Here is a 17,139-nt window from a genome sequence, read left to right as displayed (position 1 = left end):
TGATTTATAAATCTTTATTTCTTTTATCGGCTTTTTCCCTGCGGAGCTTTAACCTTAATTTTTTTATTCCACCATCCTTTAGCTGCCTGATGCGCTCTCTGCTTAATTTGAAAATCAATGCAATATCATCAAGTGATAAGGGTTGCATCCCTTTCAGACCAAAAAACAAACTCAATACTTTTTCTTCTCTTTTGGTTAAGATTTTTAAAAGCTGGCTGGCCTCTATCCTGTCCGAATCAGCAATAAGCAAATGATCAGGATATGGCTGATGCGCAGGCGTTACTTCTAATAACGTGTTACTGAAATCCGGTTTTAAAATTTCATCCAAAGACATACATCTGCGCACCTTACTTAAATAGCCTGCCACCTGCTGGCTTTTAATGTCCATTTCTCCTGCAATTTCCTCTGTGGTCGGCAATCTTTCGAGCCGTTGTTCCAGGCAGGCTATAATGCCATTTATTTTAGTAATAGAATTGATCATATTCAGGGGTAAACGAATAACGCGTGTCAGTTGTGAAATAGCCAGCATAATGGCTTGTCTGATCCACCAAACAGCAAATGAAATAAATCTAAACCCCTTTGTGACATCAAAGCGTGAAGCAGCCTTGATCAGGCCCAGATTTCCTTCGTTAATCAGGTCGCCCAGGCTCAATCCGCGGTGCTGATATTGTTTAGCTACAGAAATTACAAATCTCAGGTTGGTTTTTACTAAACAATCCAGTGCAGCCTGATCACCATGCCTTACTTTTGTAGTCAGCAGGACTTCCTCTTCAATAGTCAGCAGTGGTATTCTGCCTACTTCTAAAAGATATATATTAAGGGATTCCATGTCCCTGCCGGTAATGGCATAATCAATCTTCAATTCTCGCATACATTTAGGTTATTGAGTAAAGTTGTATATAAGAATCTAATAAAGAAAGTGTATGCTATTAATCCGATAAATTAACGCTTATATAGATGTAAGCCGGATATAATTCAGTTCGGGTGTATTTTCTAAACAATAAACCGTACAATAAAAAGTTTATTTAAGATTAACATATTTAATTAATTAAATATTAATGCCTTATATTCACGAATTACAAAAACAATAATTATGGATAAGAAGCTCGACAGAATAGATATTTGTATTCTTAAACTTTTACAGGAGAATAATTCACGTCCGCATAAGCAGATTGCTGGAATTTTGAAACTATCAACTACTACAATTTGTGATCGTCTTAAAAAGTTAAAGGCAGAGGGATATATCGTAACATCTGTAGCTGTGCTAAATCGCAGAAAATTAAAACAAGAGGTTCTGGCTTTTATTCACCTTAAATTGAGTCATTGTTCTGATGAAATCATTGATACTTTCAAGGAAGAGGTTTCCCGGATCAAAGAGGTTTGTGAGTGCTGTACAATTACCGGAGAATATAATATCAAACTAAAGATTGTAACCACTGACAATACTTCCTTCTCGGGTATACAAAGAAATATAGCCAACATCAAAAATGTACAGGCACTTGAAAGTTATGTAGTACTTGATACTATCATGACAGACACTGGGTTTCATTTTTAAGAGAATAAACCGGCTCTGGTGAATAAAATACAGAGCCGGTTTAAAATCTGCCCTTCTAAATTTAAATTAAACATATAAACTTCTGAATTTATAAAAAAATGTAACCCAGGAAGGGTGAAAAAAAATTAAGTTTGTACCTTAATCAATATTAATGTTAAAAAAGGCCATTTCATACCTCGCTATATTTTTTATTTATGCGCTCTCTTTGTTGCCGTTGCCAGTACTCTATGTAATTTCTGATCTTGTATATTTATTGCTTTATTATGTGTTAGGATATCGCAGAGCTGTTGTCAGATTAAATCTTAAAAATTCATTCCCTGAAAAAGGAGAAAAAGAAATTTTAGCGATAGAAAAAGAATTTTACAAATATCTCTCAGGGCTCATTTTTGAAATTATTAAAATGGCTACCATTTCCAGCGGTCAAATGCGAAGACGCTTTAAATTCAAGAATATTGAGCTCATTAACGCCTATTTTGAACGCGGGGAAAGTGTGCTGGCCTGTTCTGGTCATTATGGCAATTGGGAATGGGGGGCAATGTCGATTGGACTTGTTTTGAAATGTGATACCTATGCAATTTATAAGCCATTATCCAATAAGGTATTTGATGATTTTTTTCAAAGAATCAGAACCCGGTTTGGGAATAAGGTTGTGCCTATGCGTCAAACTTTAAGGGTATTGACTGAAACCAAAGGAACTCCGACCATGTTTTTATTTGGTAATGACCAGGCTCCTCCAAAAAGCGAGTCCCATTATTGGACTTCCTTTCTAAATCAGCAGACTTCAGTTCAACAGGGAATGGAGAAAATTGCTATAAAAACAAACAGGCCAGTGTTTTATATTAAGCTGACTAAGGTGAAAAGAGGTTATTATGAAGTAGAGTGTATGCCTATAACGCCTAAACCAGCCGAAACCCCGATCAATGAAATGACCCAGAAGCACACCCGTCTGTTAGAAAAACTAATCGTAGAAGAGCCTGCTTACTGGTTATGGAGTCATAAAAGATGGAAACATCAGCCTAATCAATAAATATCAGCTTACTGAGTAAATATCAGTTTACTCAGTAATTTGAAGATTAAGTGCATGCGTAGTTTGTGCACGGATGTTTCTGCAAAGCTGTGAATCATCACTTAAAGTCTTGCCATAAGAAGGAATCATCTGCTTTAACTTAGTCTGCCATTCTTCGCTTTCCATTTCGTCTTTAAAACAACGTTTCATCAGGCTGATCATAATAGATACTGCAGTTGAAGCTCCAGGTGAAGCACCCAATAAAGCGGCAATAGAACCGTCTCCGGCAGCCACTACTTCTGTACCAAATTCAAGGATACCACCATGTTTTTCATCCTTTTTAATAACCTGTACACGCTGACCAGCGGTTTCTAATTCCCAGTCTTTCATTTCAGCAGCCGGAAGATATTCTCTTAATGCCTCCATGCGGTCTTCAGGTGATTGTCTGACCTGGTCTATCAGGTATTTTGTCAATGGCAGATTATCAAGACCTGCTGCAATCATTGGACGGATATTATTTGCTTTGATAGATAGCGGAAGATCCAGTAAGGAACCGTTTTTCAGAAAACGGGTAGAGAATCCTGCATAAGGACCAAAAAGTAAAGCTTTTTTGCCATCGATCATCCTGGTATCCAGGTGAGGAACGGACATTGGCGGAGCACCTACCGATGCTTTACCGTATACTTTAGCATGGTGATGTTCAATTACAGCTGGATTAACACATTTTAACCATTGCCCGCTAACCGGGAAACCACCAAAACCTTTTCCTTCGGGAATATCAGATTTTTCTAATAAAGGAAGAGAACCGCCTCCGGCACCAATAAAAACGAATTTAGCTTTTACTGTTTTTCTTTTACCAGTTTCTTCATCTTTCACTTTAACTTCCCATAAACCATCTTTTTGTTTCAGTTTACGTACTTCCTGGTTAAAATCCATGGCAACATCAGGCTTGCTTTGCAAAGTCGTCAGCATCATTCTGGTTAAAGCACCAAAATTTACGTCTGTACCCAGCATCATCCTTGTTGCAGCAACTTTTTCTTCAGGATTTCTTCCTGCCATGACTAAAGGCATCCATTCTGCCAGTTGTTCCGCATTTTCTGAATAAGTCATTTCTTTAAACAATTCACATTTCTGTAAGTTGTTAAAACGTTTATTCAAAAAATCGACATTATCGGCTCCCCAGACGAAACTCATATGCGGGATACTTTTAATGAAAGTTTCAGGAGAACTAACCAGCTTATTCTGTACCAGGAATGACCAGAATTGTTTCGATACTTCAAAAGACTCAGCAATAGCTACAGCCTTATCTGTTTCTACTGTACCATCTGCTAATTGGGGCGTATAATTTAATTCACAAAAGGCTGAATGCCCTGTTCCTGCATTATTCCAGGCATCAGAACTTTCTGCTGCCGCGACATCAAGCCGTTCAAAAATTTGTATGGTTAAATCCGGTGAGAGTTCCTTGAGTAGTACACCAAGTGTTGCGCTCATAATACCGGCGCCAATTAACACAACGTCAACTGCTTTATCTGAATTAGTACTTTTACTGGTCATGAAAGGATAGATAATTTATTCTCTTTATATCGGCCACAAAATTAATATAATGACCGGGAAAAGAGTCCTAAATTTCAATTTATTAAGTAATATTTTTACCAGTATCTGATAAAACATAAAATTGATCCTGATTATCTCTTGTTTTTGAGTTAGAATTGTCAGGATCAGGTCTTTTTAATAAAAATCTAAGCTTTAAATTAGCGAATCTGTCCGTTACCTCTAACTACCCATTTATAACTTGTCAATTCTTTCAGTCCCATTGGTCCTCTTGCATGAAGTTTCTGTGTACTGATCCCAATTTCAGCACCAAGGCCGAACTGTCCACCATCTGTAAAAGCTGTTGACGCATTCGCATAAACTGCAGCGGCATCTACCACGTTCAGAAATGTAAGTAACTGATTTTCATCTTCTGAAATTATAGCTTCACTGTGTTTGGAGCTGTAAAGAGCGATGTGCGCTAAAGCATTTTCCAGATTTTCTACTGTTTTAATGGCCATTTTATAGTCCAGAAACTCTGTACCGAAATCTTCAGGACTGGAATGGTGCAGTAAATGTTCAGGATAAAGACTTTCGATAGCTTCAAAAGCTTCTGAGTCTGCATAAATATGGACAGATTTTTCTGCCAGTGGTGCAACCAGTGTATAAAGATCATCTAAACGTTCAGCATGGATCAACAAACAATCCAGTGCATTACAAACGCTTACTCTCCTGGTTTTAGCATTAAAAATGATCGCCTTTCCTTTTTCCTTATCTCCCGACAAATCAAAATAAGTATGAACTATCCCCGCCCCTGTTTCAATTACAGGAACATTACTATGCTCACGTACATAATTGATGAGTGCCTGACTGCCCCTTGGGATTAAAACATCCACAAAACCTGTTGCATTTAAAAGTGCAGCAGTTGCTTCCCTTTCTGATGGTAATATGACGGCTACGTGAATATCGACACTGTGTTTAAGCAGTACCTGATGAATGATTTTAATTAAAGCCTGGTTGGAAAATTCTGCATCGCTCCCACCTTTTAATACAGCCACATTTCCGGTTTTAAAGCAAAGCGAAAAAACATCTAAAGTGACATTTGGCCTGGCTTCGTAAATAACGCCAATCACGCCTAAAGGAACCCTGATCTTAGACAAATGTAAACCGTTTGGAAGTGTATTTGCCTCCATGACTTCCGCAAGCGGGCTTTCCAGCTGAGCTACATTTAATATTTCCTGTGCAATATCATTCAGTCTTTCCCTGGTGAGCTTTAAACGGTCATATTTAGGATCTTCAGCAGACATTCGCTTTAAATCAAGATCATTCGCAAACAATATATCTTCCGCAAACAGTTTCACGTGAGCTGCAAGATCTTTTAGAATTTCATTGACTGCCAGCTGATCTAAACGGCATAAAGTACGGCTCGCTTTTAGAGCATTTTCAAAATATGACTGGTATTCCATTTTCTTTTCGTTTAGAACCAGTATGTTGTCATACCGGTTGTACTGTATTAGCTTACAGCATAAAAATAATTATAATGAACCAAAGATTTATGTCCCTTTTGTCCTATTCTTTCTTTCGCTTTGTCTGAGCCGTAATCTGCAATCCCTAAACCAATCAGTTTTCCCTGGTCATCCAATAATCGGATAATATCTCCTTTTTGAAATGAAGAAAGTATTGCTGTGATGCCAATTGGTAATAAACTGCGGGCCTGACCAGAAATGAGCGCTTCAGCAGCTCCTTTATTCAGTTGAACACTTCCTGTAGCTGAATGCTCAGAATGTGCAATCCATTTTTTCTTTCCCGAAGTATTTTTCTCCGGCACAAAATAAGTGTGATCTGCCTTTTGAGCTATTAAATCAGTCAGGATATTGTTTCGGGTGCCATTGGCGATATAAACCGGAATACCCAGTTTGGCAACTTTCTGTGCCATTCCTAATTTAGTGACCATTCCGCCTCTGCCTAAGCCAGATTTGGTGGTATTGATGAAAGCGCCAATATGATCATCTTTCTTGATCTCTCTGATCACAGTAGCATCCGGAGACTTTGGATCTCCGTTATAAATGCCATCTACATTAGAAAGGATAATCAAGGCATCTGCTTCCAGCATAGAAGCCACGAGTCCTGCCAGCTCATCATTATCCGTAAACATCAGTTCAGTGACAGATACAACATCATTTTCATTGACAATAGGGATAACCTGGTGTTTCAGTAAAATAGACAGACAGTTTTTAATATTTAAATAATGCTTGCGGTCACGGAAATCCTCTTTGGTAACCAGTACCTGTGAACATAACATCTGTTGTTTCTCGAATAGCGACAGGTAGGTATTAATCAGTTTAATTTGTCCGATGGAAGCTAAAAGCTGTCTGGCTGCAACTGCATCTTGCTTTTCAGATATTTTAATCATACTTCTGCCCGCTGCAACTGCACCGGAAGAAATGACAACGACGGCAATACCAGCCTTTTTAAGGTCAACAATTTGAGCCACCAGATGTTCAATCCGGGCATGATCTGGCAATCCATCAGGTTGAGTGAGGACATTTGAACCGATTTTAACAACGATTCTTTTATAGGCAACAGCCATAAGTTATGGAGCGTAAAGGTTGAAAAATAAAGAACTAAAGAAGAGCAATCAAGCCTGTCCAGCCAGTCTGATGACTAGCGCCAAGCCCTTTGCCATTATCCCCATTGAAATATTCATGGAATAATATATAATCTTTAAAATGCGGGTCATGGTTAAATTTAGGGTTCCCACCCGATACGGGTCGTTCACCAGCATCATTTTTAAGGAAAATACACTTTAACCTTTTGCTTAATAAAGCTGCGATCTCTTTAAGACTTAGAAACTCGCCGGAACCAGTTGGACATTCCACTTTAAAATCATCGGTGTAATATTCCTGGAAATTTTTAAGAGATTCAATAATCAGGTAATTGACAGGCATCCACATGGGGCCTCTCCAGTTACTATTGCCACCAAACATTCCAGAATCACTTTCAGCGGGAATATATTTTACAGTATAGTCCATACCATCCAGCTGATAGTTAAAAGGATAGGAACAATAAGCTTTGGAAACAGAGCGGATACCAAAATCAGAAAGAAACTCATTTGGGTCCAGCATACGTTTCAGTAACAACTTCATCCGGTGGCCCCTTAACAGAGACAGTAAATGCTGGTTGTTTCCTTTAGTATCTGTCCAGTGACTTACCAATTGAACCAAATCCGGCCGTTGCAGCATAAACCATTCCAGGCGCTCCTTTAATTTGGGCAGTTTACCCCATTTACTCTCGTCGAATACAATCTGGGCAAACATTGGGATCAGGCCTACCAGGCTTCTTAACCGTAATCTGTCTGCAGATCCATCCGGTTTTCTGAGCATATCATAATAAAAACCATCCTCTTCATCCCATAATCCTATCGCATCCTCCCCCATGTTGGAAATTGAACCTGCGATATATAAAAAGTGTTCAGAAAATTTAATGGCCATACTTTCAAAAACATCAAAATGAAGTGAAAGTTCCATACTGATCTGCAGCATATTCAAGGCGTACATAGCCATCCAGCTGGTGCCATCAGCCTGTTCCAGAAAACCGCCGCCAGGTACTGGCTGGCTCCGGTTAAATACACCGATATTATCGAGCCCAAGAAAACCACCCTCAAAAATATTGTTCCCTTCACTATCTTTCTGATTTACCCACCAGGTAAAGTTGAGCAGCAGCTTATTGAAAATCTCTACCAGGAAATTAATGTCTCCTTTGCCCTTAACTGCTTTATCTGCAAGATATACATGCCACGTTGCCATTGCATGGACCGGAGGGTTTACATCGCCAAAATCCCATTCATAAGCAGGCAGCTGTCCGCTTGGGTGCATATAATTGGCGCTAACCATTAATCTTAATTGTTCTTTGGCAAAATCAGGATCTAAAGGTGCAAAGCTGATACAATGAAAAGCAAGGTCCCATGCCGCAAACCATGGATATTCCCATTTATCCGGCATTGATAAAATATCGTTTGCCACAAAATGTTTCCAGTGTGAGTTTCTGCCAGTCCTTCTTTGTTTAGGAGGAGCCGGTTGCCCTGCATCACCATTTAACCATTTATTGACATCAAAACTGTAGAATTGCTTGTTCCAGAACATTCCTGCCCAGGCTTGGCGCTGCATAGATTTCTCGTCTGCATCAACGGTATCAACCTGTTTAACTGCATAAAAGGTATCTGTTTCCTGGAGACGAAGAGAGAATATTTCATCAAAATCGCTGAAAGGCTGAGCCACTTTATCTTTGCTGAGCCTTATTCTGATCGTAATGCTTTCACCAGCAGGAATAGTTAAATGATACCATATCCCTGCTTTTGTTCCCAGGCTATCAGGATTAACGGCGTTTTTATTGCCATTAACTATATATTCATTGATTCCGTCTTTCACATAACGGCTCACATTATCAGACTGGTAAAGACGCTGATTATTAGTTTCATTGTCTGTAAACAGGAATTTCGGATTACCATCTGTGTAACAATGGTAATCTCCAATAAGATCAGATCTTAAGAGTAAGGTTTGATTGCCCTGGTTCAGAATCTCAGGTTTAGCCCCATGTTGCCCGTCAAACCAGGTATTCCGGTACCAGAGCTGAGGGATTACATCTAAAGTTACCGGAGCTGTACTTCTGTTGAATACAGTATATTTAATGAGCAGATCCTCTTCTTTATTCTTAGCATATTCAATAAAAACATCCCCATATTCATCATGATCAAACAAACCTGTGTTAATCAATTCAAATTCGGGCTGTGTTTTACTTCTTCTGGCATTTTCAGTCAGCAATGATTCATAAGGGAAAGCTTGAAAGGGATATTTATACAGCATTTTCATATAGCTGTGTGTAGGGCTGCTGTCCAGGTGATAGTATAATTCTTTTACATCCTCTCCATGATTGCCTTGCCCATTGGTCAGGCCAAACAGGCGTTCTTTAAGAATCGCATCTTTACCGTTCCAAAGTGCCAGCCCAATACATATATTTTGCTGGTCATCACTAAAACCCCCTATCCCTTCCTCACCCCAGCGGTAGGCTTTGCTTCTCGCCGAGTCATGAGTTGTATAGTCCCAGACTTCTCCATTATAGCTGTAATCTTCTCTAACTGTTCCCCATTGACGATCAGACACATAAGGACCCCACTTAAGCCAGTTGGTTTCCTGATTGTAATGACTGCTGAGGCGCTGCTGTTCCGGATTTAGCTTATCTTTGGAGTTCATATTTCAATAATAACGATTGTTAAGCGAATTAAAGAAAGGATCTCAGAATAGCTTAACTTTTTACAATATCAGTATCCTGAAGATCAACGATCATGGATGATATTTCAACGGTAAACCATTCCTTAAAAACTTTGTAAGTACGTTTCTGAGGCCAGTCATTTTCATCTGTATGGAAGTCCCTAAGCTCATTTTTAAATAATTGATCAAAGTTTTTCTTTAACCAGCTTTCAATTTTGGCTTTTGTTTTCTGTTCCTTGATCAGGTATACGGTACCCTCATCATTATCTATTACGGGAAATTCGGGGTCTACATAATTGATCCAGTCATAAAATGGTTTTTTCGCTTTAATCTGAACTGCGTTCCTGTTGATGGTTTCGTAATATAATGTTGGCTCGATCATGTATAATTTATAAGGATGCAAATTTATTTAATTTAATCTGTTATCAGGCATATTAATCCAATGGTTATAATAGCAGTATAATTAACCTTGCATAACTTGCTATGCAGGAGATTATTTCGTACATTGATATAACCAAAATATAATATCATGATGAACCTACTATCAAAAATTCAGGACTGGGGGGATCACCACCATCCGAAATGGCTGGACTATCTGAGAATAGTTTTAGGCATAACGCTGATTTGGAAAGGAGTTGCATTCGCACTCAATTTACACGCTTTTACCGTCCTGATGGAAGATTCAGGTTTAGGCACAGCAGTGTCCATTAGTTTAATTGCACATTTAATTATAGCACTTCATATTATTGGCGGTCTGCTTATTGCTTTAGGGACACATACACGCCTGTTCTGCCTATTAATTATTCCAATATTAATGGTTGCAGTTTTCTACGTTAACTTCCCTCAGCAGCAAATATTCAGACCTTATTCAGAATTCTGGCTTTCCTGCCTGGTTTTGGCCGGGTTAATTTGCTTTCTGATTGAAGGAGACGGTGTATTGTCCATTGAAACAGTTAGGAAACCTGCTACTTCTGAAAGCTAACAGGTTTAATGATAAGATATAGCGGCCTTCTGATTGATCAGAAGGCCGTTTTTTTTGTAGAATTGAATACTGACAACAGAAAAAAAACTTTTATATTATTTATTTTTCTCAAATATTCAAAATGGACTGGTTTTTGAACAGTGTAATCTGTAAACATAAATACAACAAATCTGTTTACCAACTTGAAATTAATACAGTTTAATCATAAAAAACTAATTACCATGGATTACAAAAAATTAATTAATGACCACTTAGGCAAGCAAACTGATAAAACTCCTGTTGTTGTAGCTTTATTAGCTGGATTAGCAGTTGGAGCAGCCTTAGGCGTATTATTTGCACCAAGCAGCGGATCAGAAACCAGGAACCTGTTAGCAGATAAAACTAAAGATCTTGCAGACAATGCAAAAGATAAACTGCAGACTTATAAAGAAAAGCTAAAAGACGGTGCGGATCAAATAGCTGACACTGCAAAAAATAAATACCAGACATACGGTGAAAAATTACAAAACGGGGCCGATGAACTTGTTGATTTAAAAGATAGAGCAGTAGAAACTGTTAAATCTAAATTTAATGATGCAAAGGATGATCTTAATGATGCTAAAGAAGATATTACTGATAAAGCGAAAGCTGTAAAAAGTGATATAGAAAATGCTTAATTTACTCTGGTTAGAATAATAAACATAAAAAAACCGGCTATTGCCGGTTTTTTTATGTTATAGAATCAGGTTTAGTTTGTTGTGCCTAATGCTCCATGAATTTCTGCATAAAGCAGTCCGCTCCCACCACCATAATGTGGAATAATATGTATTGCCGGATGTATTAATTTGATTTCCGTTTTCAACTTTGCCTCTTCCGGTTCCGTTAATCCGCCACCAAGCAATACTATAGCGTAAGTATGAGCTTTACATTTCGCAATAGCCTCTTCACATCCTAAAACACCCACAGCATGCCAGGAAGTTTCGGCATTTAACAACCTGAGTACAGTCTTTAAAATGTCTTCATGCGTGCCAACTACTAAAATCTCTGTCCTGTTTTCCATAATTAGAACTCCATAGGAACATCCATAATTAAAAATTCAGCATCCGATGCTGCTTGTATAGTGAAATTATCAGTGTCCCAGATTCCAAAACCGTCTCTGGTAGACAATGCCTGTCCATTGATCTCAATATCACCTGCTAAAACAAAGATATAAGCACCATTTCCTTTTTTCTGCAAGGAATAATCTACGTGGCTTCCTTTTTCCAGCTTTCCTAAATTAAACCAGGCATCCTGATGAATCCATACACCAGCATCATCAGGATTTGGCGATAAAATCTGTACCAGAGTATTTGGTTTTTCAGGAGTATCAATTTTTACCTGATCATACCTTGGCTCAACATTCCTTTTATTTGGAAATACCCAGATCTGCAAAAATTTAACTGTCTGATCTTTGTTCTTGTTATATTCTGTATGATAAATTCCTGTTCCGGCACTCATCACCTGAATTTCTCCAGGCTCAATAGTCCCGATATTACCCATGCTATCTTTATGTTCTAACGATCCTGATAAAGGAATAGAAATAATTTCCATGTTATCATGTGGATGTTCTCCAAAACCTCTTCCCCCATCTACTGCATCATCATTTAAAACTCTTAATGCACCAAAATTTACTCTTTCAGGATTATAGTAACTCGCAAAGCTAAAAGTGTGATAACTTTTTAACCATCCGTGATCTGCTCCGCCTCTTGAGGCTGCAGTATGCAAAACTATTTGTGCCATATTCTTATTCTTTTGGTTTGTTATACAAATTTACTTCCAATAATCTCGCTGCATCTTACCATAGAATAAGAAATAAATAAAAATGCTATAAAGTAATTTTATAACCCAATGTTGCCCATACACCAGGCATAGGTACTGCGCCAGCCTGTATAAAGTTCACATCGAATATGTTCGAAGCATCGGCATAAATACTGCTGCGCTTCAGTTTGTAACTCAATCTTGCATCCATTACCGTATAATCTTTATAACTGATCCGTTCACAATATCTTGCTGTTACAGTGAGTGCCATTACTTTCAAAAATTCCGCATTTACAGTTGCAGTCAATTGATTTTTTAAAGATTCTACCGCATAACGGGAAATGTTGGCTTCAGGTAAAGTTGTTTTAACCTTAGGATCAAGATAAGTATAAGCTAAACCAAATCTCAGGCTATTGAAAGCAGAATTCTCCAGAACACCAGTATTGTAATCTGCACTTAATGTATAACCCATGGTATTCAGTTCACTAAAATTCTTAGGCTGCCATGGATCTGTTGTTTTATCCTTCACCCAATCAATGAAATTATTGATCCTGCGTTTAAATACACTAGCATTCAATACAAAATGGGTTGAATTGTACTTAATCCCACCCTCAGCATAACGGGATTTTTCTGGCTGTAGCTGGTCATTGCCAATATTAGTTGGCCCTTTATAGTATAGATCAGTAAAAGTTGGCAGGCGCTGCCCTGTTCCAACATTCACAAAAACCTTCCAGTTTCCATAAAAGTTATATCCGGCATCTATGCCAGGAAAGGCCTGCCACCCATAATCAGAATTGTAGTTCACATAACTTCCCACGTTGACCAGCAGGTTTTTCACCAGATCAAATTTATACTCACCATATATGCCGGCATTATCCCTGTTTCTCTTTCCCAGGTTTGTACTATTGATTTTTTCTTTTCGGGCTTCAAGTCCTAAGCCAAATTCACCAATCCCAGTTTGAAAACTATTGTTTAGCTCTGCACTTAACACCTGCGTAACATGATGGTTATGAAACTTATCAGGAGTTTGTTTGATATATAAATAATCATCAACATTATTCCTATAACTCAATCGTGGCATCAAACTCCAAAAAGAAGTCAGCTGTGTTTTATAAGCTACTGCTGCAATTGCTGTTTTTACTGTCTCTTCAGCTTCTTTATCACCAGGCGCTGAATAGTAACCGTTTGCACCGAAATTATTATGGATATAACCACCAGTGATTTCCAGCTGATCCGTTTTTCCTACGTTGACCTTACCTTCATAAAAGACTTTCTGATTATTAAAAGCAGTATTATAACGGTATCCATTTCCAGCTTCCTGTCCGGCAGAAAATAAGTGACTGGATTCTTTTAATGCTAAAGTCCCGGTAGCGCGGACACCATAATTTGCATAGGTATTTCCACTTACTTCATCCTTTTTAAAACTGCTTCCGGTAAATACATTTGCAGAAACACCAGTTCTGGTTACAGCTTTAGTTACAATGTTAATGGCCCCTGTTAAAGCATTAGTGCCATATATGCGTGATGCCGAGCCTCTTAATACTTCAATGTGATCGATGTCATCTACGGAAATTGGCAAGTTCATCATGTTGTGACCCGTTTGAGGATCTGAAACCTTAACTCCATTGATTAAAACCAGGGTCTGATCAAAAGTTCCGCCATCAATACTAATATCGGCCTGTACCCCACCCGGTCCACGCTGACGGACATCAACGCCGGTTACATAACTCAGTAATTCACTAATAGATCTTGAAGGCAAGTTCTTGATTTGCTGGTTATCAATTATCCAGATATTACGATTTTGTTTGGAGAACGGAAGTTTCAGGCGGTTCTCTCTGACCATCACTTCGTTTAGATTTTTTGTGGTGTCACTTTGTGCCGCTGCATACCCCGCAGAAAGACACAATGTAACCAACATAGGTATCATTTTCTTCATATTCGATTAAAATTGCAGCGAATATAGGCAATACGTGAATACATTGTTTAGAACTCTTCTATTTAACCAGCCAGAATATCTAATTTATTTAATCAGAAGATCAGCTTAACTTATAGTAACCTTAACTAATTATTAGGTATTTAAAGAAATCAATTTAATGTCCAGGTCTTAAAAATCCCATAGAAAGTGCAGTACCTGTTCCTACCAATGCACCAGTAGCTACATCCGAAGGGTAATGAACGCCCAAATACATTCTGGAATAGCCGACAGAAGATGCCCATAAATAAGCAGGCGCAATCACGTACCATTTATGATAAACCTGGGTTAAAGCAGTTGCCGTTGTAAAAGCAGAAGAAGTATGACCGGAAGGGAAAGAAGTTTGTCCCGGATGGTAAACCGCACTGATCTTAACTTGCCCCAGAAAGGGTCTTGGGCGTTTCACGATTTTCTTAATGACCAGTGTCAGCAATAAATTAACAGCAGAGCTACTGGCAATAAACATTGCATTCTGACGGGTTCCTTTATCATTATCAATTACACCAGCGGCAAATATACCTGCAGGAACAGCCACATTAACCAGGTTATTATACCTGGATAAAAACATAAATACATTTGTTTTCTCCGGTGTTCTGTGCTGCGAAAGATCAATCATGATCCGGTTATCAATTCTCTGTATTGGATTATCAGGAGATAAACCACCCTGAGCAGCCGATTTAAGTGGTATTGCAGCACAAAAAACAAGCTGCAATACCACTGTGTATTTTTTTAAAAGACTACCCATTATTTAGGACTGCTGTTCCTCTGATACGCTCGTAGTCCAGGCTTGTTCCAATGCCCCTAAAAACGTAGCAGGAGGCTGAGCACCTGATACTGCTAATTTTTGATTGATAATAAAAAACGGAACTCCGCTGATACCAATTTGTTGCGCAATCTGTTCATCTGCACGTACTTCTTCCGCAAAAGTATTGCCCGATAACAGCGCTTCAATATCAGTCTGATTTAATCCGGCAGCTTTACCTGTTTCAATTAGAACTGAAGAATCATCAATATTTTTTCCTTCAGTAAAGTGTGCAATAAACAACTGCTCTTCAATTTCATTGTCAAGCCCTTTAGACTTGGCCAGTTGAATCAATCTGTGTGCATTAAAGGAATTAGCAATAACAACCTGATCAAAATCAAACTTTAAACCCACCTCAGCCGCTGCACCAATAACCTGCTCGTGCATTTGTACAGACCATTCTCTGGTCTGTCCTTTTTTCTCCGCCAGATAATCATAAGCATTTAATTCTGGTTTAGTCTCCGCATTTGGGTCCAGCTCAAAACTGTGCCATTCTACCTCAACTTTATCCTTATGCTCAAACTGTTCCAATGCCAATTCAAACTTTCTCTTTCCTATATAACAAAACGGACAATTAACGTCCGACCAAATATCTACTTTCATTGTGTGTTCATTTATAAGGCTAACCTTTTATACATCAGCCTTGATTAATTTTAACCCCTTTGTCCAGCGTACTAATTCTTTCAGCATAACCTGTGCTGCCTTTACAGAACGCTCGTGAGGTGTGAAAACGTCATCCTCATTAATCAGTTCTGTGAAGAAAGAAAAATTCACTGCTTCATACAAAGGTACCATTTTAAAAGTGCTCAGGTCATTTTTCAATGAATTGGCAGCTCTTGTTCCATCAGAAATCCCGCCGTAGCTAACTATTCCGGCAGCTTTGTAATTCCACTCCTTATATAGATATTCCAATGCGTTTCTCAGCGGCGAAGGATACCCGAAATCATATTCACCAGTTACAAATATGAAAGCATCAGCTTGTTCAATTTTAGCACTCCATTGTTTGGTGTGCTCATGCGCATATTTCTGCATCGCAGGATGATTGACTTCATCCATCAAAGGCAGATTTAGCAGGCCTAAATCTATCAGCTCCACCTCAAAAGCACCCGTTTTTCTGGCTATTTCAGCAATCCACTCTGCCACTAATGGCCCTTTTCTACCTGGTCTTACTGTAGCACTAATGATTTTCAACTGATCCATAATCATTTATCTATTAATGGCTTACTTTAAAAATTGTGGTTTGTGCATAAGTCTGTCCAGGACGCAAAACTGTTGTCGGGAATTCCGGAACATTCACACTATTCGGATAATGCTGCGTCTCTATACAAAAAGCACTATAAGGGCCATAAGCCTTTCCACCTTTACCAGTAGCTGTATTTAGATACTTAGCAGTGTAAAAATGGGCAATAGGTTCTGTCGTGTACACTTCAAGCTTTAATCCTGAAGATGCTTCCGTAGTTTCCGAAGCTAATCCTAATTCACCGTAAGGTTTATCCAGTACAAAACTCTGGTCATAGCCTTCTTCCACATCCCAATCCTGTCCAATAGTCTTACCACCCAGAAAATCATGACTCGTACTCGCTACCGGGACTAATGCGCCAGTCACTACATAGTCTTTATCTTGTGCTAAATAATTACTCGCAGGAATCCTTAAATAATGATTCGCTATATTCTCCCCGTCTTTATTTAAATTGAAATAAGTATGGTGTGTCAGGTTTAGCGCTGTAGGTGCATCAGTAAATGCCTTATAAGCAAGAATCAATTCATCAGCATCAGATAACTTAAATGTAAGCTGAACCGTTAAATTTCCAGGAAAACTTTCTTCTCCATCCGGACTTACATATTGCAGTGTTAAACTTGGATCAACGGTAGGTAAAATGTCCCAGACCTTTTTATCGAAACCAGTTAAACCACCATGAAGACTTTGCGCCATTTCATAGTTTATCCCATCAATACTATATTTTCCGTCTTTAATCCGGTTAGAATAACGCCCAACAACAACTCCCAGATAAGGATAATCATTGGCCATGTAATCTTCATTCAGATAACCATCAATATCATCAAAACCTAATACTATATCCTGCTTCCCACCCGCTGCATTCTTTACAATAAACTCACTTACAATAGCCCCGTAGTTATATATTTTCACCTTGCTGCCAAGGCTGTTGGTCAGCTCTACCGCAAAGATTTCTTTACCATCAATAAATCGCCCGGTGCTAATTTGATTTTCTTTCATAAAACGTATATTA

At 38.5% G+C, this 17,139-nt stretch carries 17 protein-coding genes; 4 read left to right on the top strand and 13 right to left on the bottom strand.

Annotation, left to right across the window (positions count from 1 at the left end):
• Positions 1-4 precede the first annotated feature (4 nt).
• Positions 5-871, bottom strand: a complete 867-nt coding sequence (locus LY11_RS12705) for a sigma-70 family RNA polymerase sigma factor (protein ID WP_111634046.1) — start codon at positions 869-871, stop codon at positions 5-7.
• Between the two features lie 222 nt (positions 872-1,093).
• Here LY11_RS12705 and LY11_RS12700 point away from each other — a divergent pair, with 222 nt between their 5' ends.
• Both LY11_RS12700 and LY11_RS12695 read left to right on the top strand, forming a co-directional pair.
• A complete protein-coding gene (locus LY11_RS12700; protein ID WP_111634045.1) occupies positions 1,094-1,555 on the top strand; it encodes an Lrp/AsnC family transcriptional regulator in 462 nt (153 codons plus the stop codon).
• Between the two features lie 151 nt (positions 1,556-1,706).
• Entirely contained in the window at positions 1,707-2,582 is an 876-nt protein-coding gene (locus LY11_RS12695; protein WP_111634044.1) for a lysophospholipid acyltransferase family protein, read from the top strand.
• Positions 2,583-2,609: 27 nt separating this feature from the next.
• Here the strand turns inward: LY11_RS12695 and LY11_RS12690 are convergent, their stop codons facing one another.
• The 5 genes from LY11_RS12690 to LY11_RS12670 form a co-directional block, all read right to left on the bottom strand.
• Positions 2,610-4,115 (bottom strand): malate:quinone oxidoreductase, encoded by a 1,506-nt coding sequence (locus tag LY11_RS12690; RefSeq protein WP_111634043.1) that lies wholly within the window; start codon positions 4,113-4,115, stop codon positions 2,610-2,612.
• A gap of 197 nt (positions 4,116-4,312) precedes the next feature.
• The gene (locus tag LY11_RS12685; protein ID WP_111634042.1) at positions 4,313-5,557 is read right to left on the bottom strand and encodes a glutamate-5-semialdehyde dehydrogenase; all 1,245 of its coding nucleotides are present in this window, start codon (positions 5,555-5,557) and stop codon (positions 4,313-4,315) included.
• A gap of 47 nt (positions 5,558-5,604) precedes the next feature.
• Positions 5,605-6,681 carry a glutamate 5-kinase gene (gene proB, locus LY11_RS12680; RefSeq protein WP_111634041.1) on the bottom strand — a complete coding sequence of 359 codons (1,077 nt, stop codon included), beginning with the start codon at positions 6,679-6,681 and terminating at the stop codon, positions 5,605-5,607.
• Between the two features lie 34 nt (positions 6,682-6,715).
• Complete coding sequence (locus LY11_RS12675) at positions 6,716-9,340, bottom strand: MGH1-like glycoside hydrolase domain-containing protein (protein WP_111634040.1); 2,625 nt, start codon at positions 9,338-9,340, stop codon at positions 6,716-6,718.
• A 52-nt stretch (positions 9,341-9,392) separates the two neighbouring features.
• Positions 9,393-9,740: a hypothetical protein gene (locus LY11_RS12670; protein ID WP_111634039.1), complete on the bottom strand. Its 348-nt coding sequence runs from the start codon at positions 9,738-9,740 to the stop codon at positions 9,393-9,395.
• 147 nt (positions 9,741-9,887) lie between these two features.
• Here LY11_RS12670 and LY11_RS12665 point away from each other — a divergent pair, with 147 nt between their 5' ends.
• Both LY11_RS12665 and LY11_RS12660 read left to right on the top strand, forming a co-directional pair.
• Complete coding sequence (locus tag LY11_RS12665; protein WP_245952734.1) at positions 9,888-10,340, top strand: DoxX family protein; 453 nt, start codon at positions 9,888-9,890, stop codon at positions 10,338-10,340.
• 221 nt (positions 10,341-10,561) lie between these two features.
• Entirely contained in the window at positions 10,562-10,996 is a 435-nt protein-coding gene (locus LY11_RS12660; protein ID WP_111634038.1) for a YtxH domain-containing protein, read from the top strand.
• Between the two features lie 71 nt (positions 10,997-11,067).
• Here LY11_RS12660 and LY11_RS12655 read toward each other — a convergent pair whose 3' ends face one another.
• The 7 genes from LY11_RS12655 to LY11_RS12625 all read right to left on the bottom strand — a co-directional run bounded on the left by LY11_RS12655 (position 11,068) and on the right by LY11_RS12625 (position 17,126).
• Positions 11,068-11,379: a hypothetical protein gene (locus tag LY11_RS12655; protein WP_111634037.1), complete on the bottom strand. Its 312-nt coding sequence runs from the start codon at positions 11,377-11,379 to the stop codon at positions 11,068-11,070.
• Between the two features lie 2 nt (positions 11,380-11,381).
• The gene (locus tag LY11_RS12650; protein WP_111634036.1) at positions 11,382-12,098 is read right to left on the bottom strand and encodes a pirin family protein; all 717 of its coding nucleotides are present in this window, start codon (positions 12,096-12,098) and stop codon (positions 11,382-11,384) included.
• A gap of 85 nt (positions 12,099-12,183) precedes the next feature.
• On the bottom strand, positions 12,184-14,052 hold the full coding sequence (locus LY11_RS12645) for a TonB-dependent receptor plug domain-containing protein (protein ID WP_111634035.1): 1,869 nt from the start codon (positions 14,050-14,052) through the stop codon (positions 12,184-12,186).
• A gap of 154 nt (positions 14,053-14,206) precedes the next feature.
• Positions 14,207-14,833 (bottom strand): phosphatase PAP2 family protein, encoded by a 627-nt coding sequence (locus tag LY11_RS27240; protein WP_111634034.1) that lies wholly within the window; start codon positions 14,831-14,833, stop codon positions 14,207-14,209.
• A gap of 3 nt (positions 14,834-14,836) precedes the next feature.
• Entirely contained in the window at positions 14,837-15,493 is a 657-nt protein-coding gene (locus LY11_RS12635; RefSeq protein ID WP_111634033.1) for a DsbA family oxidoreductase, read from the bottom strand.
• A 27-nt stretch (positions 15,494-15,520) separates the two neighbouring features.
• Positions 15,521-16,090: an NADPH-dependent FMN reductase gene (locus tag LY11_RS12630; RefSeq protein WP_111634127.1), complete on the bottom strand. Its 570-nt coding sequence runs from the start codon at positions 16,088-16,090 to the stop codon at positions 15,521-15,523.
• Positions 16,091-16,103: 13 nt separating this feature from the next.
• Positions 16,104-17,126 carry an aldose epimerase family protein gene (locus LY11_RS12625; RefSeq protein ID WP_111634032.1) on the bottom strand — a complete coding sequence of 341 codons (1,023 nt, stop codon included), beginning with the start codon at positions 17,124-17,126 and terminating at the stop codon, positions 16,104-16,106.
• Between the last annotated feature and the right edge of the window lie 13 nt (positions 17,127-17,139).

The sequence above is a fragment of the Pedobacter cryoconitis genome (genome assembly GCF_003259615.1).
Taxonomy (GTDB): Bacteria; Bacteroidota; Bacteroidia; order Sphingobacteriales; family Sphingobacteriaceae; genus Pedobacter; species Pedobacter cryoconitis.
The sequence above is the reverse complement of the archived record's forward strand: the minus strand, read 5'-3'. Positions and strand labels throughout refer to the sequence as shown.